General features: G+C 69.4%; 14 protein-coding genes and 2 pseudogenes. 8 read left to right on the forward strand and 8 right to left on the reverse strand.

Features of this window, described 5'->3' with window-relative positions; all coding sequences use genetic code 11:
• Nucleotides 1–67: 67 nt before the first annotated feature.
• Both N5I75_RS37885 and N5I75_RS37890 read right to left on the reverse strand, forming a co-directional pair.
• Complete coding sequence (locus tag N5I75_RS37885; protein WP_476684762.1) at nt 68–1,447, reverse strand: MFS transporter; 1,380 nt, start codon at nt 1,445–1,447, stop codon at nt 68–70.
• A 4-nt stretch (nt 1,448–1,451) separates the two neighbouring features.
• Complete coding sequence (locus tag N5I75_RS37890; RefSeq protein ID WP_476684764.1) at nt 1,452–2,063, reverse strand: helix-turn-helix domain-containing protein; 612 nt, start codon at nt 2,061–2,063, stop codon at nt 1,452–1,454.
• A gap of 200 nt (nt 2,064–2,263) precedes the next feature.
• Between N5I75_RS37890 and N5I75_RS37895 the strand changes: the two genes are divergently transcribed.
• Nucleotides 2,264–3,004, forward strand: a complete 741-nt coding sequence (locus N5I75_RS37895; protein ID WP_476684766.1) for a Type 1 glutamine amidotransferase-like domain-containing protein — start codon at nt 2,264–2,266, stop codon at nt 3,002–3,004.
• A gap of 33 nt (nt 3,005–3,037) precedes the next feature.
• Here the strand turns inward: N5I75_RS37895 and N5I75_RS37900 are convergent.
• Nucleotides 3,038–3,379: pseudogene (locus tag N5I75_RS37900) on the reverse strand (DUF3626 domain-containing protein); the annotation flags it as partial.
• A gap of 12 nt (nt 3,380–3,391) precedes the next feature.
• On the opposite strand from N5I75_RS37900, the pseudogene N5I75_RS37905 reads away from it, so the two are divergent.
• A pseudogene (locus N5I75_RS37905) lies at nt 3,392–4,285 on the forward strand (glycoside hydrolase family 15 protein); the annotation flags it as partial.
• Between the two features lie 59 nt (nt 4,286–4,344).
• Here N5I75_RS37905 and N5I75_RS37910 read toward each other — a convergent pair.
• Together N5I75_RS37910 and N5I75_RS37915 are read right to left on the reverse strand one after the other, a co-directional pair.
• Complete coding sequence (locus N5I75_RS37910; RefSeq protein ID WP_476684950.1) at nt 4,345–5,277, reverse strand: glutaminase; 933 nt, start codon at nt 5,275–5,277, stop codon at nt 4,345–4,347.
• Between the two features lie 14 nt (nt 5,278–5,291).
• Nucleotides 5,292–6,158 carry an AraC family transcriptional regulator gene (locus N5I75_RS37915; RefSeq protein ID WP_476684768.1) on the reverse strand — a complete coding sequence of 289 codons (867 nt, stop codon included), beginning with the start codon at nt 6,156–6,158 and terminating at the stop codon, nt 5,292–5,294.
• Between the two features lie 74 nt (nt 6,159–6,232).
• Here N5I75_RS37915 and N5I75_RS37920 point away from each other — a divergent pair, with 74 nt between their 5' ends.
• Nucleotides 6,233–7,513: a CynX/NimT family MFS transporter gene (locus N5I75_RS37920; RefSeq protein WP_476684770.1), complete on the forward strand. Its 1,281-nt coding sequence runs from the start codon at nt 6,233–6,235 to the stop codon at nt 7,511–7,513.
• 151 nt (nt 7,514–7,664) lie between these two features.
• Here the strand turns inward: N5I75_RS37920 and N5I75_RS37925 are convergent, their stop codons facing one another.
• On the reverse strand, nt 7,665–8,519 hold the full coding sequence (locus N5I75_RS37925) for a helix-turn-helix domain-containing protein (protein ID WP_476684772.1): 855 nt from the start codon (nt 8,517–8,519) through the stop codon (nt 7,665–7,667).
• A 166-nt stretch (nt 8,520–8,685) separates the two neighbouring features.
• On the opposite strand from N5I75_RS37925, the gene N5I75_RS37930 reads away from it, so the two are divergent.
• Nucleotides 8,686–9,420, forward strand: coding sequence for an SDR family oxidoreductase (locus N5I75_RS37930; RefSeq protein WP_476684774.1), 735 nt, complete (start codon nt 8,686–8,688; stop codon nt 9,418–9,420).
• Between the two features lie 154 nt (nt 9,421–9,574).
• Here N5I75_RS37930 and N5I75_RS37935 read toward each other — a convergent pair whose 3' ends face one another.
• Entirely contained in the window at nt 9,575–10,993 is a 1,419-nt protein-coding gene (locus N5I75_RS37935) for a serine/threonine-protein kinase (RefSeq protein ID WP_476684776.1), read from the reverse strand.
• 389 nt (nt 10,994–11,382) lie between these two features.
• Here N5I75_RS37935 and N5I75_RS37940 point away from each other — a divergent pair, with 389 nt between their 5' ends.
• The 4 genes from N5I75_RS37940 to N5I75_RS37955 all read left to right on the forward strand — a co-directional run bounded on the left by N5I75_RS37940 (nt 11,383) and on the right by N5I75_RS37955 (nt 17,542).
• On the forward strand, nt 11,383–13,125 hold the full coding sequence (locus N5I75_RS37940) for an endo-1,4-beta-xylanase (protein WP_476684778.1): 1,743 nt from the start codon (nt 11,383–11,385) through the stop codon (nt 13,123–13,125).
• A gap of 700 nt (nt 13,126–13,825) precedes the next feature.
• Nucleotides 13,826–15,781: a hypothetical protein gene (locus N5I75_RS37945; protein WP_476684780.1), complete on the forward strand. Its 1,956-nt coding sequence runs from the start codon at nt 13,826–13,828 to the stop codon at nt 15,779–15,781.
• A gap of 1 nt (nt 15,782) precedes the next feature.
• Complete coding sequence (locus N5I75_RS37950; protein ID WP_476684782.1) at nt 15,783–16,304, forward strand: hypothetical protein; 522 nt, start codon at nt 15,783–15,785, stop codon at nt 16,302–16,304.
• 77 nt (nt 16,305–16,381) lie between these two features.
• Nucleotides 16,382–17,542, forward strand: a complete 1,161-nt coding sequence (locus N5I75_RS37955) for an IS4 family transposase (protein WP_476677332.1) — start codon at nt 16,382–16,384, stop codon at nt 17,540–17,542.
• Between the two features lie 423 nt (nt 17,543–17,965).
• On the opposite strand, the gene N5I75_RS37960 is transcribed toward N5I75_RS37955, so the two are convergent.
• Entirely contained in the window at nt 17,966–18,949 is a 984-nt protein-coding gene (locus tag N5I75_RS37960) for a S66 peptidase family protein (RefSeq protein WP_476684784.1), read from the reverse strand.
• Nucleotides 18,950–18,974: the final 25 nt, after the last annotated feature.

An 18,974-nucleotide genomic window follows, 5' to 3' on the forward strand; every position in this document is an offset into this window, starting at 1 on the left:
CGTGCGTGCGGTGGCTGAGGCGGATGCCCCGGCCACCGCACGCGTGCCTCGCCGTTGCCGCGCCGGTTCAGGCCGCGGTCTGGACCGAGGACTCCTCCCGCGGCTTCTGCTGCGGCAGGCTGTGGGCCGCGGAGGCCGTGGTGTCCGTGCTACCCGCGGAGTCCACGGATGTGGTTTCGGGCGCCGTCCGCTTACGCATCCCGGACCACTCCCGGCTCATGCCCGGCACGACAATGGCCACGAGGTACAGCCCGCCCACGATCCACAGCGCCGTCGACGTGCCGGTCAGGGTCACCAGGCCGGCCCCAAGGAGTCCGCCGAACGGGATGCCCGCCCAAGTGACCGCCTGCGCCAGTGTCTTGACCCGGCCCAGCAGCGGAGTCGGGATCAGCTCGTACGTCACCGCGCCCACGATCGGGTTGACGAAGCCGGACCCCAGGCCGCCCACCGCGAGCACGGTCAGGACCAGCCACAGCGGTGCCCCCGTCGCCATCGCCGCGAACCGGGGCAGGCCGCCCAGGGAGAAGCCGATCAAGTAGACGGTGCGCCGCGGCAGCCGCTCGGCGACCCCGGCGGCCACCAGCGCGGCGATGATCGACGTCGCGGCGAAGACGCTCACCACCAGGCCGACGGCCTGCGCGCCGTTCCCCGACTCCTTCGCCCACACCGGCAGCAGCACGGACATGAACGCCTGGTCCAGGAGGTTGGTCACCGCGAGCATGCCCACGATGGACCGGAGCAGCTTCGCGTCCCTCAGGAAGACCGCACCCTGGCGGAGCTGGGAGAAGTAGCCGCCGCCGTCCTCGACCGGGACCTCGTGCGGCTCGGGCACCGGGTCGGTCAGGGTGGAGGAGACGATCAGTGCCGACACGGCGAACAGCGCGGCGGTGACCCACAGCGCGTACAGGCTGCCGAAGGCGGTGACGACGACGCCCGCCATGGCGGGACCGACGGTCGTGGCCGTCCGCTCGACAGCGGCGGAAAGACCGGTGCCGCGTTCGATGGGGACGCGGGCGGCGCGGGTGGCCGACGGTACGAAGAGGCCCTTGGCGCCGTTGGCCGGCCCGTCGGCCGCCCCGACGACTGCCAGCAGCGCCAGCAGGACACCGAAGGGCAGACTGCCGGTCAGATACAGCAGCGGGGCGGTGGCCATCGCGGCGGTGGACAAGAGGTCGCCCGCCACGCTGATCCGCTTGGGTCCGACACGGTCGATGATCGGACCTGCCAGTGCCTGCGAGATCACGTACGGGACTATCTGGCAGAAGGCCACTAAGCCTGTCTTGCCGACGCTGCCCGTGGTCGTCAGGACGAACCAGGGCAGGGCGATGGACAGCACCCGGTTGGCCGACAGGGCGGCCGCGTAGGCCGCCAGCATGCCGACCAGCCCGCGCAGGACCCTGGGGCGTGTGTCCGGCGCTTCCTTGGTGACTGTGTGCTGAGTGGGCATCGGTCTACTCCATGTCGTCGGGCTGGGGGGCGTGCCGGTCCTCGCTGGTCGGGAACAACTGGAACTGGAAGGAGACCCGCGACGCGCCGTCCGGCGGCTGTGCTTCGGAGGCCGCGGCGGCGGTACGCCGCCGGAGCAGGGTGTGGATCTCCGCCGTCAACTCCTTGGCCTCGGCCGGGGTGAGCGTCAGTGCGTAGTCGCCGAAGTCCTGCGCGTCGCGCCACTCCGGCGTGAGCGACGGGGTCGCCTCGATCGCGGCCATCAGGGCGCCCGACCAGACCTGGCCGAGAGCCTGGAGATAGGCACTGCCGAGCCCCTCGCTGCCGTCGAGCACCTCGTCGTCGGGCACGACGGTGTTGGCGTGCGCCGCCCGCCACCACCGTTCACGCCGTCCACCCCGGGACGGCTCCTCCGTGATGAAGCCGTACTCCGCGAGCTGCCGCAGGTGGTAGCTGGTCGCCCCGGTGTTCAGATTGAGCCGGCGGGCCACCGTGGTGGCCGTGGCCGGTCCCTCCGTCCGCAGGCTGGTGAGGATCTGCACCCTCAGCGGGTGCGCGATGCCGCGGAGGTTTCGGGGGGTCAGATGCACTTGGGAAGGCTGCTGCGGGTGTTCCATGACCCTCAAGATAGACCACACAGAAGTCTGTGCATAGAAGTGCGTGCAAAGAAGTGTGTGCAGACCATGACTGGCGAGGTGCGGCGCAACCCCCCCGATTTCGATCGGAGTTGGCAGGCCACGTTCCGCCCGAAGTGGGCGAGGACCGGTACGCCGCGCCCGCTCACCTGCGCCAACACGGCACCGATACGCTCATGTTCATGAAGGCAACGGAACCGACCATTCTCGCAACTTCCGGCGGGCATCGACTCGGAGGACGAACCAGGGTGACGTTCGATGCTCTGGTGCATCATGCGGTTGACCTGTCCGGTGTGCACGGTCGGCGGCCCCGCGTCATGTACGTAGGCACCGCCATCGGGGATGCCGAGCACTTCACGGCCCGTATGAACGAGGCCGCGCGGGTGGCGGGGTTCGATCTGACGCCTCTGCAACTGTTCCCCATGCCCAACGTCGAGGACGTCGAGGGAACGGTTCTCGACCAGGATGTCGTCTGGGTCATGGGCGGCTCGGTGGTCAACCTGCTGGCGGTGTGGAGAGCACACGGTCTGGACCGGATCCTGCACCGTGCCTGGCAGGCCGGTGTCGTCCTCAGCGGAGTCAGCGCAGGCTCGATCTGCTGGTTCCAGGGAGGTGCGACCGACTCGTTCGGGCCGCAACTGCGCCCGGTCACAAACGCGCTCGGCTTCCTGCCGTACGGCAACGGCGTGCACTACGACTCGGATGAGGGACGACGCCCGCTGATCCACCAGCTCGTGAAGGACGGCGGCATACCCACCGCTCATTGCACGGATGACGGAGTCGGCCTGGTGTACCGGGGAACGGAGTTGGTGGAGGCGGTGACGGAGATCAGCGGCAAGGGTGCCTACATAGTCAGCCGCGATGGATCCGAGGCGGTGGAGGAACGCATCGAACCTCGCAAGTTGGCCTCACCCGGGCGGTGACCACGTGCTGTCACCTGTGCAGCCGGGCGGTGATCAGGTGCTGTCACCTGTGCAGCAGGACGACGCGCTGACCTGCGGGAGCCGTTCGTGGCCCCGGGCAAGGGTCGGCGCGCCGAAGCGAGCCAGGCAGTGCCAGACCTTCTTGAGGTCCTGCGGGTCGTAACGGCCGCAGGAGGCCGCCTCGCCGATGATGCGAGGGTTGAGGCTGCCGTCGGCCGCGAGTTCGGCGCCCAGGTCGACGTACTCCTGCCCGCGGTAGTCCGGATGGCGCCGCAGATCCTCCACGGTCAGCTGGTAGCCGGGGTGCCACTCGACGGGGCACGGAAGCCGGCGGGCATCGGCTTCCACGGTTGTGCCGCGATAGCTGGGATCCACGCGGGCTCCGCCGCGACGGGCCCCCTGCAGATCATGTACCGCGTCGACGGTGACCCTCACCTGTCCGAAGAACTCCTCGACCACCTGGAGGGCTACCAGGGATCCCGCCCCGTGCGCGCGGGAAACGCGGCGGCCTCGCAGTTGCAGCTCGACATCTACGGTGAGGCGGCCGATGCCTTGATCGTCGGCGGTGACATAGGCGCGATCCGGGGCTGGAAGGCGCTGAGCGACGTACTGGACTGGCTCGCCGAGAACTGGGACCAGCCCGACGAAGGCATCTGGGAGACCCGGGGCGGGCGGCACGACTTCACCTACAGCCGCCTGATGACCTGGGTGGCCTTCGACCGCGGCGTCCGTGCGGCCACCGAGTTCTCCCGCCCCGCCGACATCGCGCGCTGGACCACCGCCCGGGACGCGGCCTTCCGTCAGATCGTCGCACGCGGCTGGAGCCAGAAACGGCAGGCGTTCGTCCAGCACTACGACACCGACGTCCTGGACGCCTCGCTCCTGCTCATGCCGAAGGTCGGCTTCATCTCGCCCCGCGACCCGGACTGGATCAGCACCCTGGACGCGATGAACGAGGAACTGGTCAGTGACAGCCTGGTCTACCGCTACGACCCCGGAGCATCCCCGGACGGCCTGCGCGGCTCCGAGGGAACCTTCAACCTGTGCAGCTTCCTCTACGTCGAGGCGCTCGCCCGCAGCGGCAGGCTCAACCAGGCCCGCCACGCCTTCGACAAGATGCTCACCTACGCCAACCATGTCGGTCTCTTCGCCGAGGAGATCGGCCCCTCGGGCGAGCAACTGGGCAACTTTCCGCAGGCCTTCACCCACCTCGCCCTGGTCGGGGCGGCCATGGCCCTGGACGAAGAGATGCAGCGGCCGAGGACCGGCCCTCCTAGTTGAGAGTCATCACCTCTGCGGCCACATGCCGGAGTCTCGGAGCCGCCCGGGGCCCGGCGGGATCAGAACACCGACAGCCCCGTGAGCGTGGTGAAGAGGTCGAGCGCCGCCACTCCGGCCACGGAGTTGCCGCGTTCGTCCAGGCCGGGACTCCACACGCACAGCGCGCAGCGACCAGGCACGACGGCGATGATGCCGCCGCCCACGCCGCTCTTGCCGGGCAGGCCGACGCGGTAGGCGAAGTCGCCGGCCGCGTCATAGGTTCCGCAGGTCAGCATGACGGCGTTGACCTGCTTGGCCTGGCTGCGGGTCAGCAGCCGACTGCCGTCGGCGCGTACCCCGTGCCGGGCCAGGAGAGTGGCCGCCAGCGCGAGGTCGGCGCAGGAGGCGGTGATGGAGCACTGGCGGAAGTACTGCTCGAGCAGGAGCGGGACAGGGTTGTCGATGTTGCCGTAGGAGGCCATGAAGTGGCCGAGGGCGGCGTTGCGGTCGCCGTGCGCGGCCTCCGAGGCGGCGACCGTCAGGTCGAAATCGAGGTCCGGGTTCCCGCTCTCGGTGCGCAACAGCTGCAAGAGCTCGCCCGCGGCGTCGCCCGTACGGGTGTGGAGGCGGTCGGTGACGACCAGGGCGCCGGCGTTGATGAACGGGTTGCGCGGGATGCCGTTCTCGTACTCGAGCTGTACCAGGGAGTTGAACGGGTTGCCGGAGGGTTCGCGGCCGACGTGCTCCCACAGTTCGTCGCCTTCGTGGGCCAGGTCCAGGGCCAGGGTGAAGGCCTTGGTGATGGACTGCGTGGAGAACGGCTCGCGCCACTCGCCCACTCCGTGGACGGTGCCGTCCAGCTCGGCGACGGCCATGCCGAAGGCGCGCGGGTCGCGTGCGGCGAGCGCGGGGATGTAGTCGGCGGACCGCCCCCGGCCGGGCGTCCGCGCGATCTCCTCGGCGATCCGCTGAAGAACCTGCTGGTAGTCGAGCGTCGATGTCACGGCGTCCATTGTGCTCACAGGCCTCATGGGGGTGCGATCGGGCCCTCGGCGGTGACGGCACGACCCACAATCTGGCCAGGACCACCGCGTTGGGGTTCTGATCCACTTTCTGCCCGCAGTGCACGCTGATACTGGCCCGGTGTCTGGCCGACGAGTGCGGTGAACGCGTCGATGAAGGCGCTCGGATTGGCCCATCCGCAGGCCGTGGCCGTGTGGATCACCGACACGTCGTCGGCGAGCAGCAGGAGCGCGTGATGGACGCGCAGTTGTGTGCGCCACTGGGGGAAGCTCATCCCGGTCTCCTGCTGGAAGAGCCGGCTGAGGGTGCGCTCGCCCGCGCCGACCTGGCGGCCGAGCTGACCGAGTGTCAGTGGGTGCGCCATGTCCTCCTCGACCAGGCAGGCCACGGCGCGGAGGCGGTCATCGCGGGGTTCGGGAAGGTGCAGCGGCTGTTCGGGTGCGGTGGTGATGTCGTCGATGACGACCCGGCGCAGCCGTGCGCGGGCGCTCGCGGAACGGCGGTCGGAGCCGGTGAGGGCCAGCGTGGCCTCGCGTGCCAGCGGTGTCATGACGAGCACCGCGGGGTGCGCGGGCAACAGTGCGGCGAGGCCGGGCGCCATGAAGACGATGCGCATGTCGGTGTGCCCGTGCGCACGGTGCTGGTGCTCGAAGCCCGCGGGGATCCACACGACCCGGTTGGACGGGGCGGTCCAAGCCCCCACCGAGGTCACCAGCGAGAGGACGCCGGTCGCCGCGTACACCAGGTGTCCACGCGCGTGCCGGTGCGCGGGTGTGCGCTCATCGTGTCCGAGCTGGAAGACGTGCTCGCGCAAGGCTTGCTCGCGGGGGTCGGAGCCGGGCCGTAGAAGCGTGTGGCGGTTTTCGGGCATTACTGGTCAGGTTATCAGTTGGCCGCCTCTCGGCGGTCGGATGGACTGGGGTGGCGAATCGAAAGGACACCCTCGTGACCCCTCCCACCCCCTCCCTCCTCCAGGAACCGACGCCGGGCCGCCGGTTCCGGACCCCCGCCCGCTCCGTGGCCCGACGCCGCGGGGTCTGGCTGGCCGTCGGCCTGCTCACGGCAGCGCTCAATCTGCGTATCGGCGTCGCCTCGGTCGGCCCCGTGCTCTCGGACATCCGGGCGGATCTCGGGCTCTCCGAAGTCGTCGTCAGCCTGCTCACCACCATCCCGGTCGTCGCGTTCGGCGCGTTCGCCTTCGTCACCCCGGCGCTGAGCCGTCGCCTCGGTTCGCACCGGCTCCTCGCGGCGACGATGGCCGCGCTCGCCGCGGGCATCGTGCTGCGCCTGTGGCCGAGCCTCGTGGGCCTCTTCGCCGGAACGGTCGTCGTCGGCGCGGCGATCGCGGTGGCCAACGTCGTCATGCCCGCCGCGATCAAGCGGGACTTCTCGCACCGTGCCGGCCTGATGATGGGCCTGTACTCGACGGTCCTCTCCGCCGGCGCGGCCCTCGCCTCGGGGGTCACGGTGCCGATGCTCGCCTGGTTGGGCGGTGGCTGGCGGCCAGCTCTGGCGCTGTGGGCGGTGCCCGCGCTGCTCGCCTTCCTCCTCCTCGTGCCGCAGATGCGGCCCGCGCCCGACCTCGACCCACGAACCCACCGGGTCGCCGACGCTCCGTCCGCTGACGGCGAGCCGACAGTGCGCGCGCTCACCCGCGATCCGGTCGCCCTCGCCGTGACCGCGCTCATGGGGCTGCAAAGCATGAGTTACTACGCGACCCTCACCTGGGTACCGACCCTGCTCCGGGACTCGGGCATGGACGCGCACGAGGCGGGCTGGATGCTGTCGTACACCGCCTTCCTCGGCATGGCCGCCTCGCTCGTCACGCCCGCACTCGCCGCACGGACGCGGCCGGCATGGCTTCCTGTAGCGGTCGCCGTCGTGCTGACCGGTACCGCGTTCGCAGGCCTGGCCGCGGCCCCCGCATCGTCCGCGTACGTCTGGATGACCGCGCTGGGACTGGGCCAGGGTGCCTCGCTGAGCTTGTCCCTGACCTACATCGTCTGGCGCTCTCCCGACGCCCGGCACACCGGCCACGTCTCGATGATGGCCCAGGGCTTCGGCTACCTCCTGGCGGGCCTCGGCCCTTTCGGCCTAGGCGCTCTGCACACCATGACCGGCGGCTGGAGCGTCCCGATGCTGACCCTGCTCGGGCTGCTCATCCTTCAGATGTGGACGGGCGCCCTCGCGAGCCGCGACCGGCATGTGCTGGGGGAGAGCGGCTGACGATGGTGCAGCGTCGCCACTGCGGGGCGGGAGCAGCGTAGGTGTGGGGGCAGTTCGCGAACGGCCCCCACACGTGTGCCGTCGGGCGTGCGGTTGTGGGCTCGGCGCGAGGTGACGCTCGCGGCCTGTTCAGGAGCTGATGTCCGGCGGACTACGAGGGGGTGGGCGGCTCGGCCTCCGCGCGGCGTCGGGTGGCGTGCAGGGAGCCGAGGAGGCCGAGGGCGCGGGCGCTCGGGCTGCCTGGTTCGGCGTGGTAGATGACGAGTTGCTGGCCTGGGGCGTCGCGCACGTCGAAGGCCTGGTAGGTGAGGGCGAGCGGACCGACCTCGGGGTGGTGCAGGTCCTTGGCGTCCCGGCTCTTGCCGCGTACGCCGTGGGCGCTCCACAGCCGGCCGAACTCGGCACTGTGTGCGGTGAGTTCGGCGACCAGGCGGCGCAGTTCGGGGTTGTCCGGGTCGAGGCCGGCGCCCTCCCGCAGATTGGCCACGGCGGCCTGGGCCGCCCGCTCCCAGTCCGCGTAGAAGTGCCGGCCCGCGGGGTCGAGGAAGATCATGCGGGCCAGGTTGTCCGCCGGGTCGAACGGGGTGAAGAGCGCGTCGGTCAGGGCGTTGGTGGCGAGGACGTCCAGGGTGCGGCCCAGGACGAACGCCGGAGTGTGCGGGTAGCCGTCCATCAACTGGCGCAGCGCCGGACTCACCCCGGCCGCCGTGTGAACGGAGCGCCCCGCACCGGGTGCGCCGCCGGCCAGGCGGAACAGGTGTGTCCGCGCGTCGCTGTCCAGCCGCAGGGCGTGGGCGAGGGCGTCCAGGACCTGGGGGGAGGGGTTGCGTTCGCGGCCCTGTTCCAGACGGGTGTAGTAGTCGGCGTTCACCCCGGCGAGGACCGCGACCTCCTCCCGGCGCAGTCCGGCGACCCTGCGCGCCCCGTGGCTCACCATGTCCACGTCCCGTGGCGTGAGGCCGGCCCGGCGGGCCCGCAGGAAGGCACCCAAGTGGTTGTCGTCCATGCGGCCAAGACTAGGCGGCCGTCCGTCGCGTTGCCTGGGTGTGCCATACCCAGGCAACGGCCGTCCTGGTCCGGTGCGGGCCGTCCCGCACAGACTCGGTTCCGCGGTCAGCCGACTGCGGAACCTCCCCTCCATCCATCCATTCATCCATCGGAAGGACATCGTCATGACGCAGACCACCAAGGTCGTCCTGGTGACCGGCGCGAGCAGCGGGATCGGTGAGGCGACGGCCCTGCGCCTGGCAGCCGACGGCCACCGGGTGCTCATGGGCGCGCGCCGTACGGAGCGCCTGGAGAAGCTGGCCGGGCGGATCGCCGCCGACGGGGGCACCGCCGACTTCCGGCGGCTCGACGTCACCGACGCCGCCGACGTACGGGCCTTCGTCTCGGCCGCGATCGAGCGCTGGGGACGGGCGGACGTCATCGTCAACAACGCCGGAGTCATGCCGCTCTCGCCTCTGTCGGAGCTGAGGGTGGAGGAGTGGGACCGGATGCTCGACGTGAACGTCCGCGGGGTGCTGCACGGCATCGCGGCAGCCCTGCCGGTCATGCGGCAGCAGGGCGGCGGTCACATCGTGAACGTGGCCTCGGTCGGCGCGTACGAGGTGGTGCCGACGGCCGCCGTCTACTGCGCCACCAAGTTCGCCGTGCGCGCCCTGTCCGAGGGGCTGCGCCAGGAGTCGGCCGGGGACATCCGGGTCACCGTGGTCTCCCCGGGCGTCACCGAGTCCGAGCTCGCCGACTCCATCTCCGACCCGCGTGCGCGCGAGGACATGAAGACCTACCGCTCGGTGGCCGTTCCGGCGTCCGCGATCGCCGACGCCATCGCCTTCGCCGTCTCCCAGCCCGCCGAGGTCGACGTGAACGAGATCGTGGTGCGCCCGGCCGCCAGCGCGCAGTAGGGCCGGTCAGCCATCTGAGAGGCGCGACTCAACCGCCCGGAGCCCGCGACGACGCGGCCATCGTTGCCGCGTTCGCCAGCTCCCTGTGATGTCGTCAGCAGGTCGCTCGCGGGACCGGATGCAGCGCACCTCCGATCCCGTTCGAGCGGCCGAATCACTTCTTTTTCTTGGTCTCTTTGGCCTCTTTCGGCTTCTTGGGGCTCTTGGATTGCTGCTTCTTCGTCTCCTGAGCCGGGCGGCGGGAGGGCGACGTGGCATGGGACGGCACCGTGTGGGCGGTGTTGTGGGCTTCGGCGGAGCGGTGTGCGGCTGCGTTGCTGGTGGAGCGGCCCGGCTCGGGGCCGGGGTGCCGTGTTGTGGCAGGGACGGGTGGCGGCGTGTCCTTGGAGGTGCCGTCGGTCGGATCCGACTGGGGCGCGGTCGTCTTGGCGGGCTTCGAGGGGGAGGGGTGCGGATGGGTGCCTGCGCCGGCAGCCGGGGGCGGGGCGACGTCGGTCAGGACGGTGCCGGTGATGGCGAGTGTCAGCACTCCCGCCGCTGCGACAGTCACCGGCCGCAACCACGTCCGACGGGTGCGGTGGCCGGGTGCGGCAGCAGCTGCTCCGGCAGAACGCGCCGGCGCCGCCGCCGGAGAATCCGCTGAGGCTGCTGCGGGGGTGGCTGCCTTGACGGAGGGGGACCGGTGCGTAGCCGTCGTCGTGGAGGTTTCCGAGGCGCGGATCATCGCATGCGAAACGGGCGCGGGGGCGGATGCGGCCTCTTCGAGCAGGCGCAGTAGGCGGGCGGTGTCCGGGCGTTCCTGCGGCTCCTGCGCGGTGATCAGGGAGAGCAGGCGGGCCAGACCAGCAGGGACGTGGTCGGGGATCCGGGGTGCTTGGAGGAGATGGCTGATGCCGGCCTCGAGGGGTGTGGTGCGACGTGAGGCGTCGCCGCTGAGGGCCTCGATGAGGACCAGGCCCAGGGCGTAGACGTCGCTGGCCTTGCTCGCGCCGCCGCCGAGGAGTTGCTCGGGAGCCATGTAGGCGAGAGAACCGACCAGGGTCCCGGGTTCGCTGAGGGTGTGCTCGTCGATGGCGCGCGAGAGTCCGAAGTCCGCGAGCCGGGGCGCGCCGAGTTCGTCGAGAAGGATGTTGGACGGCTTGATGTCACGGTGGATGATGTCGCAGCCGTGCACATGGTCGAGCGCCGAGGTCAGGACCGTCCCCAGGCGGATGGTCTGCGTGGAGGTCAGGGAACCGGCGGCGAGACGGTTCCGTAACGTTGTGCCGCGCACCAGCTCGGTCACCATGTAGGCGCTGTCGCCGTGCCGTCCGGCGTCGTAGACGGTGACGAGGGCCGGGTGACGGAGGCGGGCCAGCGTCAGCGCCTCGTCGCAGATGCGGTCCGCGGTGACCATGCCCGCGACGGGACGGAAGACCTTCACCGCGACCTCGCGGCCCAGCACCGTGTCGACCGCGGCGAACACGTCGGCCGTCCCGCCCGATCCGAGCCGGTCCCGCATCCGGTACCGGCCGCCGACCAGGAGGTCGCGCCCGGGCGCTGCTGCGTCCCCACCGCCAGGCCCTATCGGCATCAACGTCTCCTCCACGCGCGGGCAGTGCGCTGCGGGTACCCCTGAGGAGCGGGACTACGCCAGAGCGGCCCCGACCTCCTGAAGCCAGACGGTGCTTGGCAAGCACTCGAGATGACGGAACCGACGGCGGGCCGGTGCCCCTTCGACACGGTTGTCCAACAGGGCGGGTCAGGGGTGACGGTGCTGTCTGCGCGGAGCGGGTTCACTGCGCCTTTTCAGCGCTGCCGCTCGCGGGCGAGGACGGCTTCCGCGCAGGCCGCAACGATCCGGTCCGGCTCCGCCAGACGAGCTGGGACGTGCCACACAAGCGGCCACACCTCATGTGTGATGAACTGTGGCCCGGATTCGAGACGTTGATCTTGTCTCGAGCAGAAGGGTGGGGAGGGCCCGTGGTCCTGGGTGGGGGGATGTGGCAGCGACTGGCCGCCGTGGCGCTCGTCATGGTGGTGGCGGCCGGATGTACGGGGCAGGGCGAAGGCGCGGGCGGCGGAAAGGACGAAGACCTGCTGCGAGGTCACGACTGGACGCAGATGCCGGGCACCACCGAGCGGAACGATGTCCTGCGAGTCAGCGCATTGGACCGGCGCATCGTGGAGCAGGACTCCTCCGGCGGCCGGCCCAACCCCCCGCTGAACCTGGCCGGCCCGCACCTTGAGTCCGACGGCGACTTCACCGTCACCGCGCGCATGTCCGGTGTGGGTGACGATGACGGCGGCTCATGGCTGCGGCTGTACGGACGAGCCCCGGTCATCTACGACGAGTGGCGACAGGAGCGGCCCTCGCTCCGAGTCGGCGTGAGGGCCGACGGACACGTGAAGGTACAGATATGGGACGGCGAGGGCGATGAGCCCGCCACCTCAAAGGATTACGACTGCGGCTGTTCCGGGACGGTGACGCTCGCCGTGTCGAGCATCGGTGACACCTTCCGCGTGAGCGCCGACGGGCGGCGGCTGGGAACCGTGCGGGACCCGGGGGTGTTCGCCGAGGGCACTGTCTGGTTCGGTCTGGAAGCGGATGCGGGTGACGACGAGCCCCGTGAGGGATGGCGTCTCACAGAACTGACCGCGCGGGCAGAGAGCGGCGACGCGCTCCGCGTGATCAAGGCGCCGCAGCTACGCCAGAAACAGTCCGACGACTCGCTGCGCGCGCGGGCCGCAGACGTGGGGCGGCCGTTCGACGTCGGCACCGCCCTGGCGGAGAACCCGCTGTTCACCGACGCAGGCTACCGGGCGCTCGCGGGGAGCCAGTTCTCCATGCTCACTCCGGAGAACGCGTTCAAGCCCCAGTTCCTCCACCCGCGCCGGGGCGTCTACGACTTCCACGACGCGGACCTGCTCATGCGCTTCGCCCGCGCCAACGACATGAAGGTGCACGCGCACACCCTCGTCTGGCAGGAGGCTCTGCCCACCTGGATGCGGGAGAACGACGACCCCGAGGAGGTGCGCCGGACCATGCTCCAGCACATAGCCAAGGTCGCCGGGCACTTCAAGGGCAAGGTCGCGGAATGGGATGTGGTCAACGAGCCCATGTCCGACGACGACAAGAGCTACACCAACGGGGATCTCGGTCTGCGCTCCGAGCAGAGCCCCTGGTTCGAGGCCATGGGCGAGGAGTACATCGACGAGGCGTTCAGGGCCGCCCACCGGGCCGACCCGAAGGCACGGCTGTTCCTCAACGAGTACGGGGTCGAGGAGGAAGGCGAGCGGTGGGACGCCCTCTACGAGCTGGTCAAGCGGCTCAAGGAACGCGGCGTACCGATCGACGGCGTGGGTTTCCAGAACCATGAGTACGCACCCGGCGACCGCACCGACCCGGAGACCTTCCGCAACCATGTGCGGGATCTGGCGGAGCTCGGGGTTCAGGCGCGGGTGTCGGAGATGGACGTCCCCATAGGTGAGGACGAGGAGGACGGGCGCCGGACCCAGGCTGACGAGATGGCGGGCAAGCTGCGGGTCTGCCTGGAGGAGCCGACCTGCACATCGTTCTCCACCTGGGGATTCACTGACCGGTACGGTTCCACCGCCGACATCAAGACCTACCCTCCGCGCCTGGCCGATTCCCTGCCGTGGGACGCGGCCCTGCGGCCGAAGCTGGCCTACGAGCGCTTGCTCGAAACCCTTGACGAGGCGTGAGGAAGCAAGTTGGCGCACCGTGCCAGGTAGGCGGCTCCTCACCTTCAGGAGATGCTCTCGCCCGCATGAGCCCATAGTTGCGGGCGCCGCGCCGCCGCAAGACCCGAGCGGACGAGACCGCCCGTCGTGAGGGCGGAACGCGGGAGCCCACAGCCTGCACGCCACGATGTCTGCTGCGCAATGTCGGCGCGGCCGGAAGACATGCCCCTTCCCTTCACACCCCGTCTCTGTCTCAAGGAAACCTCAAAGAATCTCAGGAATTGAGAGAAGTGGAACGGACAAACCGCGGCACAGACCCCGAAACGATCACCGAATCTGTGAAGGACCTATGAGGATGATCCACCTCGTGCTTTGATTCTTCTTACGGAAGACCGAACGACCGCGGTCTTCGAAACTGGGGGGAACGAGAGTGTCATCCAGCGTTTCGCGGAGTCGGACCAGACTCCTGACGAGCGGGGCATTTGTCATAGCCCTGGCCGTGGGATCAATCACGGCACCAGAATTCACAGGGGGTACCGCCGCCTCCGCGGCGGAGGCATGTGCGACGGAGGTTTCGACCTACCTCATAAACCCTGAAGGAAACAAGCTCCAGAAGTACGTCGACTGGAATCCGTCAGACGGGTCCGACTCGGCTCTTATCGAGTCCGGGAAATCGGCAGCCCTGAATAGCGACAGCTATTACTTCACAGGAGGCCACGGCGTGATCTACGAGATCACGCAGGCCGGGGTGCTGAAGTCCTACCAGGACCGGACCGGCAGCGGCGGCAGTCTGCTCACACCGGTCAAGACCTACACGTCCAACTGGACGGCACGCCACAACCGCGTGTGGTCCAACGGGGAACTCATCTTCTCCATCCACGGCGGTGGCAAGCTCGAGTTCTGGCACCAGAGCGCGCCGCTCACCGGTGCTGGTGAGGTAACTCTGGACCCCGCCGTCCTGAGTATTGGTGACCCCGCGGTGGTCGCCTTCACCAACGCCGACGACGTCTGGGCCGTCGGCTCGACGACGTACACCCTGAAGGACGGAGTCGTCCGGGCCTGGGCCTACACCGCCGGCCCTCGCCCGAGCTTCCCGGCTCAGGGCACTGTCGTCGGTACCACCGACACCACACAGAGGCAGGGCTGGAGCCCCGGCCCGGGCGCCGTGCGGACCGCCACCGACGACGGCACCGTGCGGGCGTATGTGCAAACGCCGGAATTCGCCGCCACCAACACCGAATACGGCCTGGAACTCCCCGGCGACGTCCTCGCTGACACCGCCACATGTCTGGCGGATGCGGGCGACTCGAAGCCCACGCTGGGCGCGGCGACGGACGACCCCGACGCCCCTGCCGTCGTGCCCGAGGAGCCGGGGGAACCGGCTGCCCCCGGCGCCCCGGAAGTGCTCAAGGGCACGTTCGTGCTGGGGAGCGGCGCGCCGGCCGCCGGGCTGACCGTCAACGTCGAGGCGATCGACGCCGTCCCCGAGGACGGCACGGAGGTGGAGCTCCCCTCGCTCGGCACCGCCGTTACGGCGGCCGACGGCAGTTGGTCGCTGAAGCTGCCGAAGTCGCTCCCCGCCGACGTCCAGCAGGCCGCGGCCGAGAACGGCGGCATCGTCAACGCGATGGCGACCGTCACGGGCAAGACGCCGACCGGCGTCCCCATGGGCGGGATCACCCACCTCACGGCAGCGCCGGCCACCGCCACGGCGTCGGCGCTGAGCCTGGCCCTCGCCGATGACGAGAGCGCCACACCCGCGGAGGTCCTGCCGCTGGGCACCACCCCCGACGGCAGCGAAGTGTCCAGCCTGAGCCAGGCGCAGGACAGGACGACCAGCGCCAGGATGACCGCGACCTACGCCGCGAGTTGGGCCGAGAAGCAGGAAGCGAGCGCCACCGACACGCTTGGCGACAGCCCGCTCCCCAAATGGCAGAACGCGACAGGCGACCTGCCGACTGGTTTCGACCCGTACATGGTCAATGGGCAGGACACCAAGAACTTGGTGGTGCGCCCGATGGACGGCGGGTGCGACCGCACGAAGACCAAGGTCATCGACAAGAAGATCTACTACACCACGGTGGGTGAGGGGCACGCCTACTGGGATGCCAAGGCATCGGTGGACTACGACAGCAAACTGTCCTCGACCGTGGACGTCGCGGCGAAGACGGGCAGCAACTGGACGATCACGGGAGGCGTCAGCCTCGGTTCGTCGATGAGTGTGACCACCGGCTACACCAACAAGGGCCCCTACTACGCGAAGCAGTGGAAGGTGCCGATCAAGTACACGAAGTACAAGGAGACGTGGAAGTGCGGTGGCGGTAACACCTTCACCCGCTACGTCATCAAGCCCGGCAAGTACACCATCCCCGCGGGCGGCGCCACGGGCAAGTACGGCAAGGATGTACGGAGCAAGGACGGTACTGCCTACCTGGACTCCAAGAAGAGTCATCGTGCATATGTCGCCCGGGGCTCGTACTTCCAGCTCAGCAAGAACCGCAGCATCAAGTGGTCGGGCGCCGTCAGCGCGTACGGAGTCTCCCTGGGCGGGTCGACGGGGTACGACCGCGACCACAAGCAGCGCATCACCGCGGGCGACCGGAAGAACTCCAAGCACTACATCTGGGGAAAGAATGACAGTCCTTCGGGGAAGCCGGGCGTCTTCTACTCTTACTAGAGTGGCGACCGTAGTGGCGTGCGGCTTGATTTTCGCCGGCTGCTCGACGTCCGGGTCCCCTTCCGCGTCCCATGGCAAAGCGTTGGACGCGGAGGGAGCGCAGTCGAGCGGAACAGTTGGAAACGTCCACGCCAAAGTGGGTCAGACGTGGTACTTCGCACTCCCGGTCCCGAACAATGTCAGCAGCGAAAGCATTGAGATCACGGGCGCGAGCATCATCGACCCACCCGAGGGCCTTAAGGTGGTCGGGTACGCGGCGTACGACGTCAACGACACCGACGGCCTTCCTCTGCTGGCGCTGGACGGCGAGTCGGACACGCCGGACTTCGCCCACCTGAAGAATTACGCCGACTCCCCGGTCAAGGTCTCGCCCAAGCAGCAGAGCGACATCTTCTTCCAAGCGAAGATTCGCATCAGCTCGCCACCGCGGAAGAACATCGAGCGTTGCCGGTTCGATTACCGTCAAGGAGGTCAGGATTTCACTCAGACACTTGACTGCGAGATGGAATTGAAGGTGGGTTAGCCCCAATGCCGTTGTTTTAACTGTTCGGCGTAGGCTGCTGCGTACTGCTCCCGGGGGTGGTGCCAGTGTCTGTGAGTGTGTCTGATTTATCGGGTCTGGGGCTGTTGACCTGGGTGTATCCGCCGGGTCTGGTGGATCGTGTGGTGGCTGCCTGCGGGCGGGTGGAGCAACGCAGACGGCTGCTGCCGGCCCGGCTGGTGGTGTACTTCGTGCTCGGCCTGGCGCTCTTCTCGCCCGCTCCCTATCTGGAGGTTATGCGGCACCTGGTCGAGGGCCTGCGGGGTCTGGGACTGCTGGGTGACTGGCGCATTCCGGCGAAGTCCTCGCTGTTTCGGGCCCGGCAGCGGCTGGGGAGTGAGCCGCTGCGGGTGCTGTTCACCGCGACGGCGAAACCGCTGGGCACCGAGAGCACGCCGGGGGTGTTCTGGCGGGGCCTGCGGCTGCTGGCGGTGGACGGCACCTGCTGGGACGTCGCCGACACGGTGGCCAATGAGGCCGCCTTCGGCCGCCCGGGCAACGCCCGCGGCCCGGAGAAGAGTTCTTTCCCGCAGGTGCGGATGGCCTGCCTGGTGGAGACTGGCACGCATCTGGTGCTGGACGCGGAGCTGGCCGGCTGCCGCACCGGTGAGGTCACCCTGGTCCGGCGCCTGCCCCGCTCCTGCGGGCCGGGCCAGCTGGTGCTGGCCGACCGCGAGTTCCTCGGCATGTCGTTGTGGCGGGCCTTCACCGACAGCGGCGCCGATCTGTTGTGGCGGGTGCCCGCCAATCGCGTCCTGCCAGTCGAGCGGGTGCTGCGGGACGGCTCCTGGATCTCCCGCATCCACGCCAGCACCGACTCCGCGAAGCGGGATCCGGTCACCGTGAGGGTCCTGGCCTACCGGCTCGACCACGCCGGCCCGGCGGCCGGCGACTACCGGCTGGTGACCAGCCTGCTCGATGCCCGCCGCTTCCCGGCGCGTCAACTGGCCGCGCTCTACCAAGAGCGCTGGGAAGTCGAGTCGGTCCTGGCCGAGCTCAAGACCCGCCAGCGCGGCGCGCACACCGTGCTGAGCAGCAAGACCCCGGACGGGGTGCTGCAGCAGATCTGGGCCCACCTGCTGGTCCACCGGGCCCTGCGTGAGCTGATGTTTCGCACCGCCGCCTCCGGCGGCCTGGATCCGGACCGGATCTCCTTCACCGAGACCCTGCGCTCGGCCCGGCGCAGCGTGACCGTCACGCCGGGCCGTTTTTCCCCCTGACCTCCTGGTCCAGGCGCTGGTCCTGCTCGAGCACGACCTGTTGGAGCGGCTCCTGCCGGTCAGACGCCTGCGCAGCCAGCCCCGTGTAGTCAAACGCAAGATGTCCAACTACAGGCTCAAACGGACCGAACACCGGACCTGCCCCCAGCCCGCCCGCGGCGGTGTCCAGGCCGTCCGCATCCAACGACCCCAACCCGCGAATCCGTAAAGCAACGGCATTGGGGTTAGCCCCCGCCATTGCGCTCCGGACGCACGTATCCCCCTCGGCCGAGTGAGGTTGGAGGGGGATACGTGTGTCCGAGTTCCGCAGCCTGACACTCGTCCGGCCTGCGTCGTCAACTGGGTGAGGGCAGCGACTGGGGCCCGGAAACGGAGCGGCATCAGGTTCGCGAGGCGGATGGCGCGGCCGTGTGCGGAGCAGGGTCACTCGACCGTCGGCTCGATCAGGGACAGCGTCCGGTTGTCGGCGTCCATGTGTGCGCGGACACCGATGGGGAGCGGCAGGTTCGGCGAGGTGTGACCGAAGTCGACATGTGCGAGAACCGGGATGTCACGGTGGCCCAGGACATCGAGTACCACGTCGCGTAGGTCCGCACGCTGTCCGCCACCCTCGTGGGACGTGACCTCGGTCGGGATGCCGACCACCATGCCGGCGATCCGGTCCAGCACACCGGAGAGCCGCAAGGTGTGCAGGTCGTTCCAGACGCGCGAGACTGGCCGCTCAAGCTCCTCCCAGAACAGCACGGCACCCTCGAACCGTTCGGCGGCGGGCGCGAACGGCGTCGCCTGCAGTTGGATCAGACGGTTGAGCAAGCCGCCGAAGAGTGGCCCCTGCGCGCTGCCCGACCGCCAGGTCTCCCAGGTCGCCCTCGCCGGCAGCGCGCCCGGCGCCTCGGCCTTGGTGAGCACCCGGGTGTACAGCTCGACGAGCTCGGAGCGACGGGCCTCGTCGCCCAGTGTGTACCAGTCGCTGCCGAAACCGTGCGTGGCGATGTCGGCGTGGAAACCGACGAGGCCGGTTCGGGAGTGCAACGCCATGTGCAGCAGCGAGATGTCGCTGTAGCCGATGATCGGTTTCGGGTCGGCGCGGATCGCGTCCAGATCGATCAGATCGAGATAGCTCATGGTCGCTTGTCCGCCGGTGTGAGCGACGATGGCCCGCACCTCCGGGTCCCGGAGCAGTCCGTTGAGTTCGCCTGCCTGCTCCGCGGGGGTGCCCGACGCCCACCAGCGACGCCGCGCCGGGTCGACCATCGGGCTGACCCGTACGCGGAAACCCATCCGCTCGAGGATCGCCACACCGCGGGCAAGCAGGGGTTCTTCACCCGGCTCGAGCGGGCCCGAGGGGGCGGCGATTACCACGAGATCGCCGGGGTGCAGCGCCCGTGGCCGAAGGATCGCAGGCATGGGGTCTCCTCTTACTGATCACTAA

Source organism: Streptomyces sp. R818 (assembly GCF_056172735.1).

Excerpts from the sequence above, each read along its gene's own strand:
- N5I75_RS37935 (WP_476684776.1), bottom strand. The coding sequence starts at position 10,993 with ATGCCGATAGGGCCTGGCGGTGGGGACGCAGCAGCGCCCGGGCGCGAC.
- N5I75_RS37925 (WP_476684772.1), bottom strand. The coding sequence starts at position 8,519 with ATGGACGACAACCACTTGGGTGCCTTCCTGCGGGCCCGCCGGGCCGGC.
- N5I75_RS37890 (WP_476684764.1), bottom strand. The coding sequence starts at position 2,063 with ATGGAACACCCGCAGCAGCCTTCCCAAGTGCATCTGACCCCCCGAAAC.
- N5I75_RS37915 (WP_476684768.1), bottom strand. The coding sequence starts at position 6,158 with ATGCCCGAAAACCGCCACACGCTTCTACGGCCCGGCTCCGACCCCCGC.
- N5I75_RS37930 (WP_476684774.1), top strand. The coding sequence starts at position 8,686 with ATGACGCAGACCACCAAGGTCGTCCTGGTGACCGGCGCGAGCAGCGGG.
- N5I75_RS37910 (WP_476684950.1), bottom strand. The coding sequence starts at position 5,277 with ATGGACGCCGTGACATCGACGCTCGACTACCAGCAGGTTCTTCAGCGG.
- N5I75_RS37960 (WP_476684784.1), bottom strand. The coding sequence starts at position 18,949 with ATGCCTGCGATCCTTCGGCCACGGGCGCTGCACCCCGGCGATCTCGTG.
- N5I75_RS37895 (WP_476684766.1), top strand. The coding sequence starts at position 2,264 with ATGAAGGCAACGGAACCGACCATTCTCGCAACTTCCGGCGGGCATCGA.
- N5I75_RS37885 (WP_476684762.1), bottom strand. The coding sequence starts at position 1,447 with ATGCCCACTCAGCACACAGTCACCAAGGAAGCGCCGGACACACGCCCC.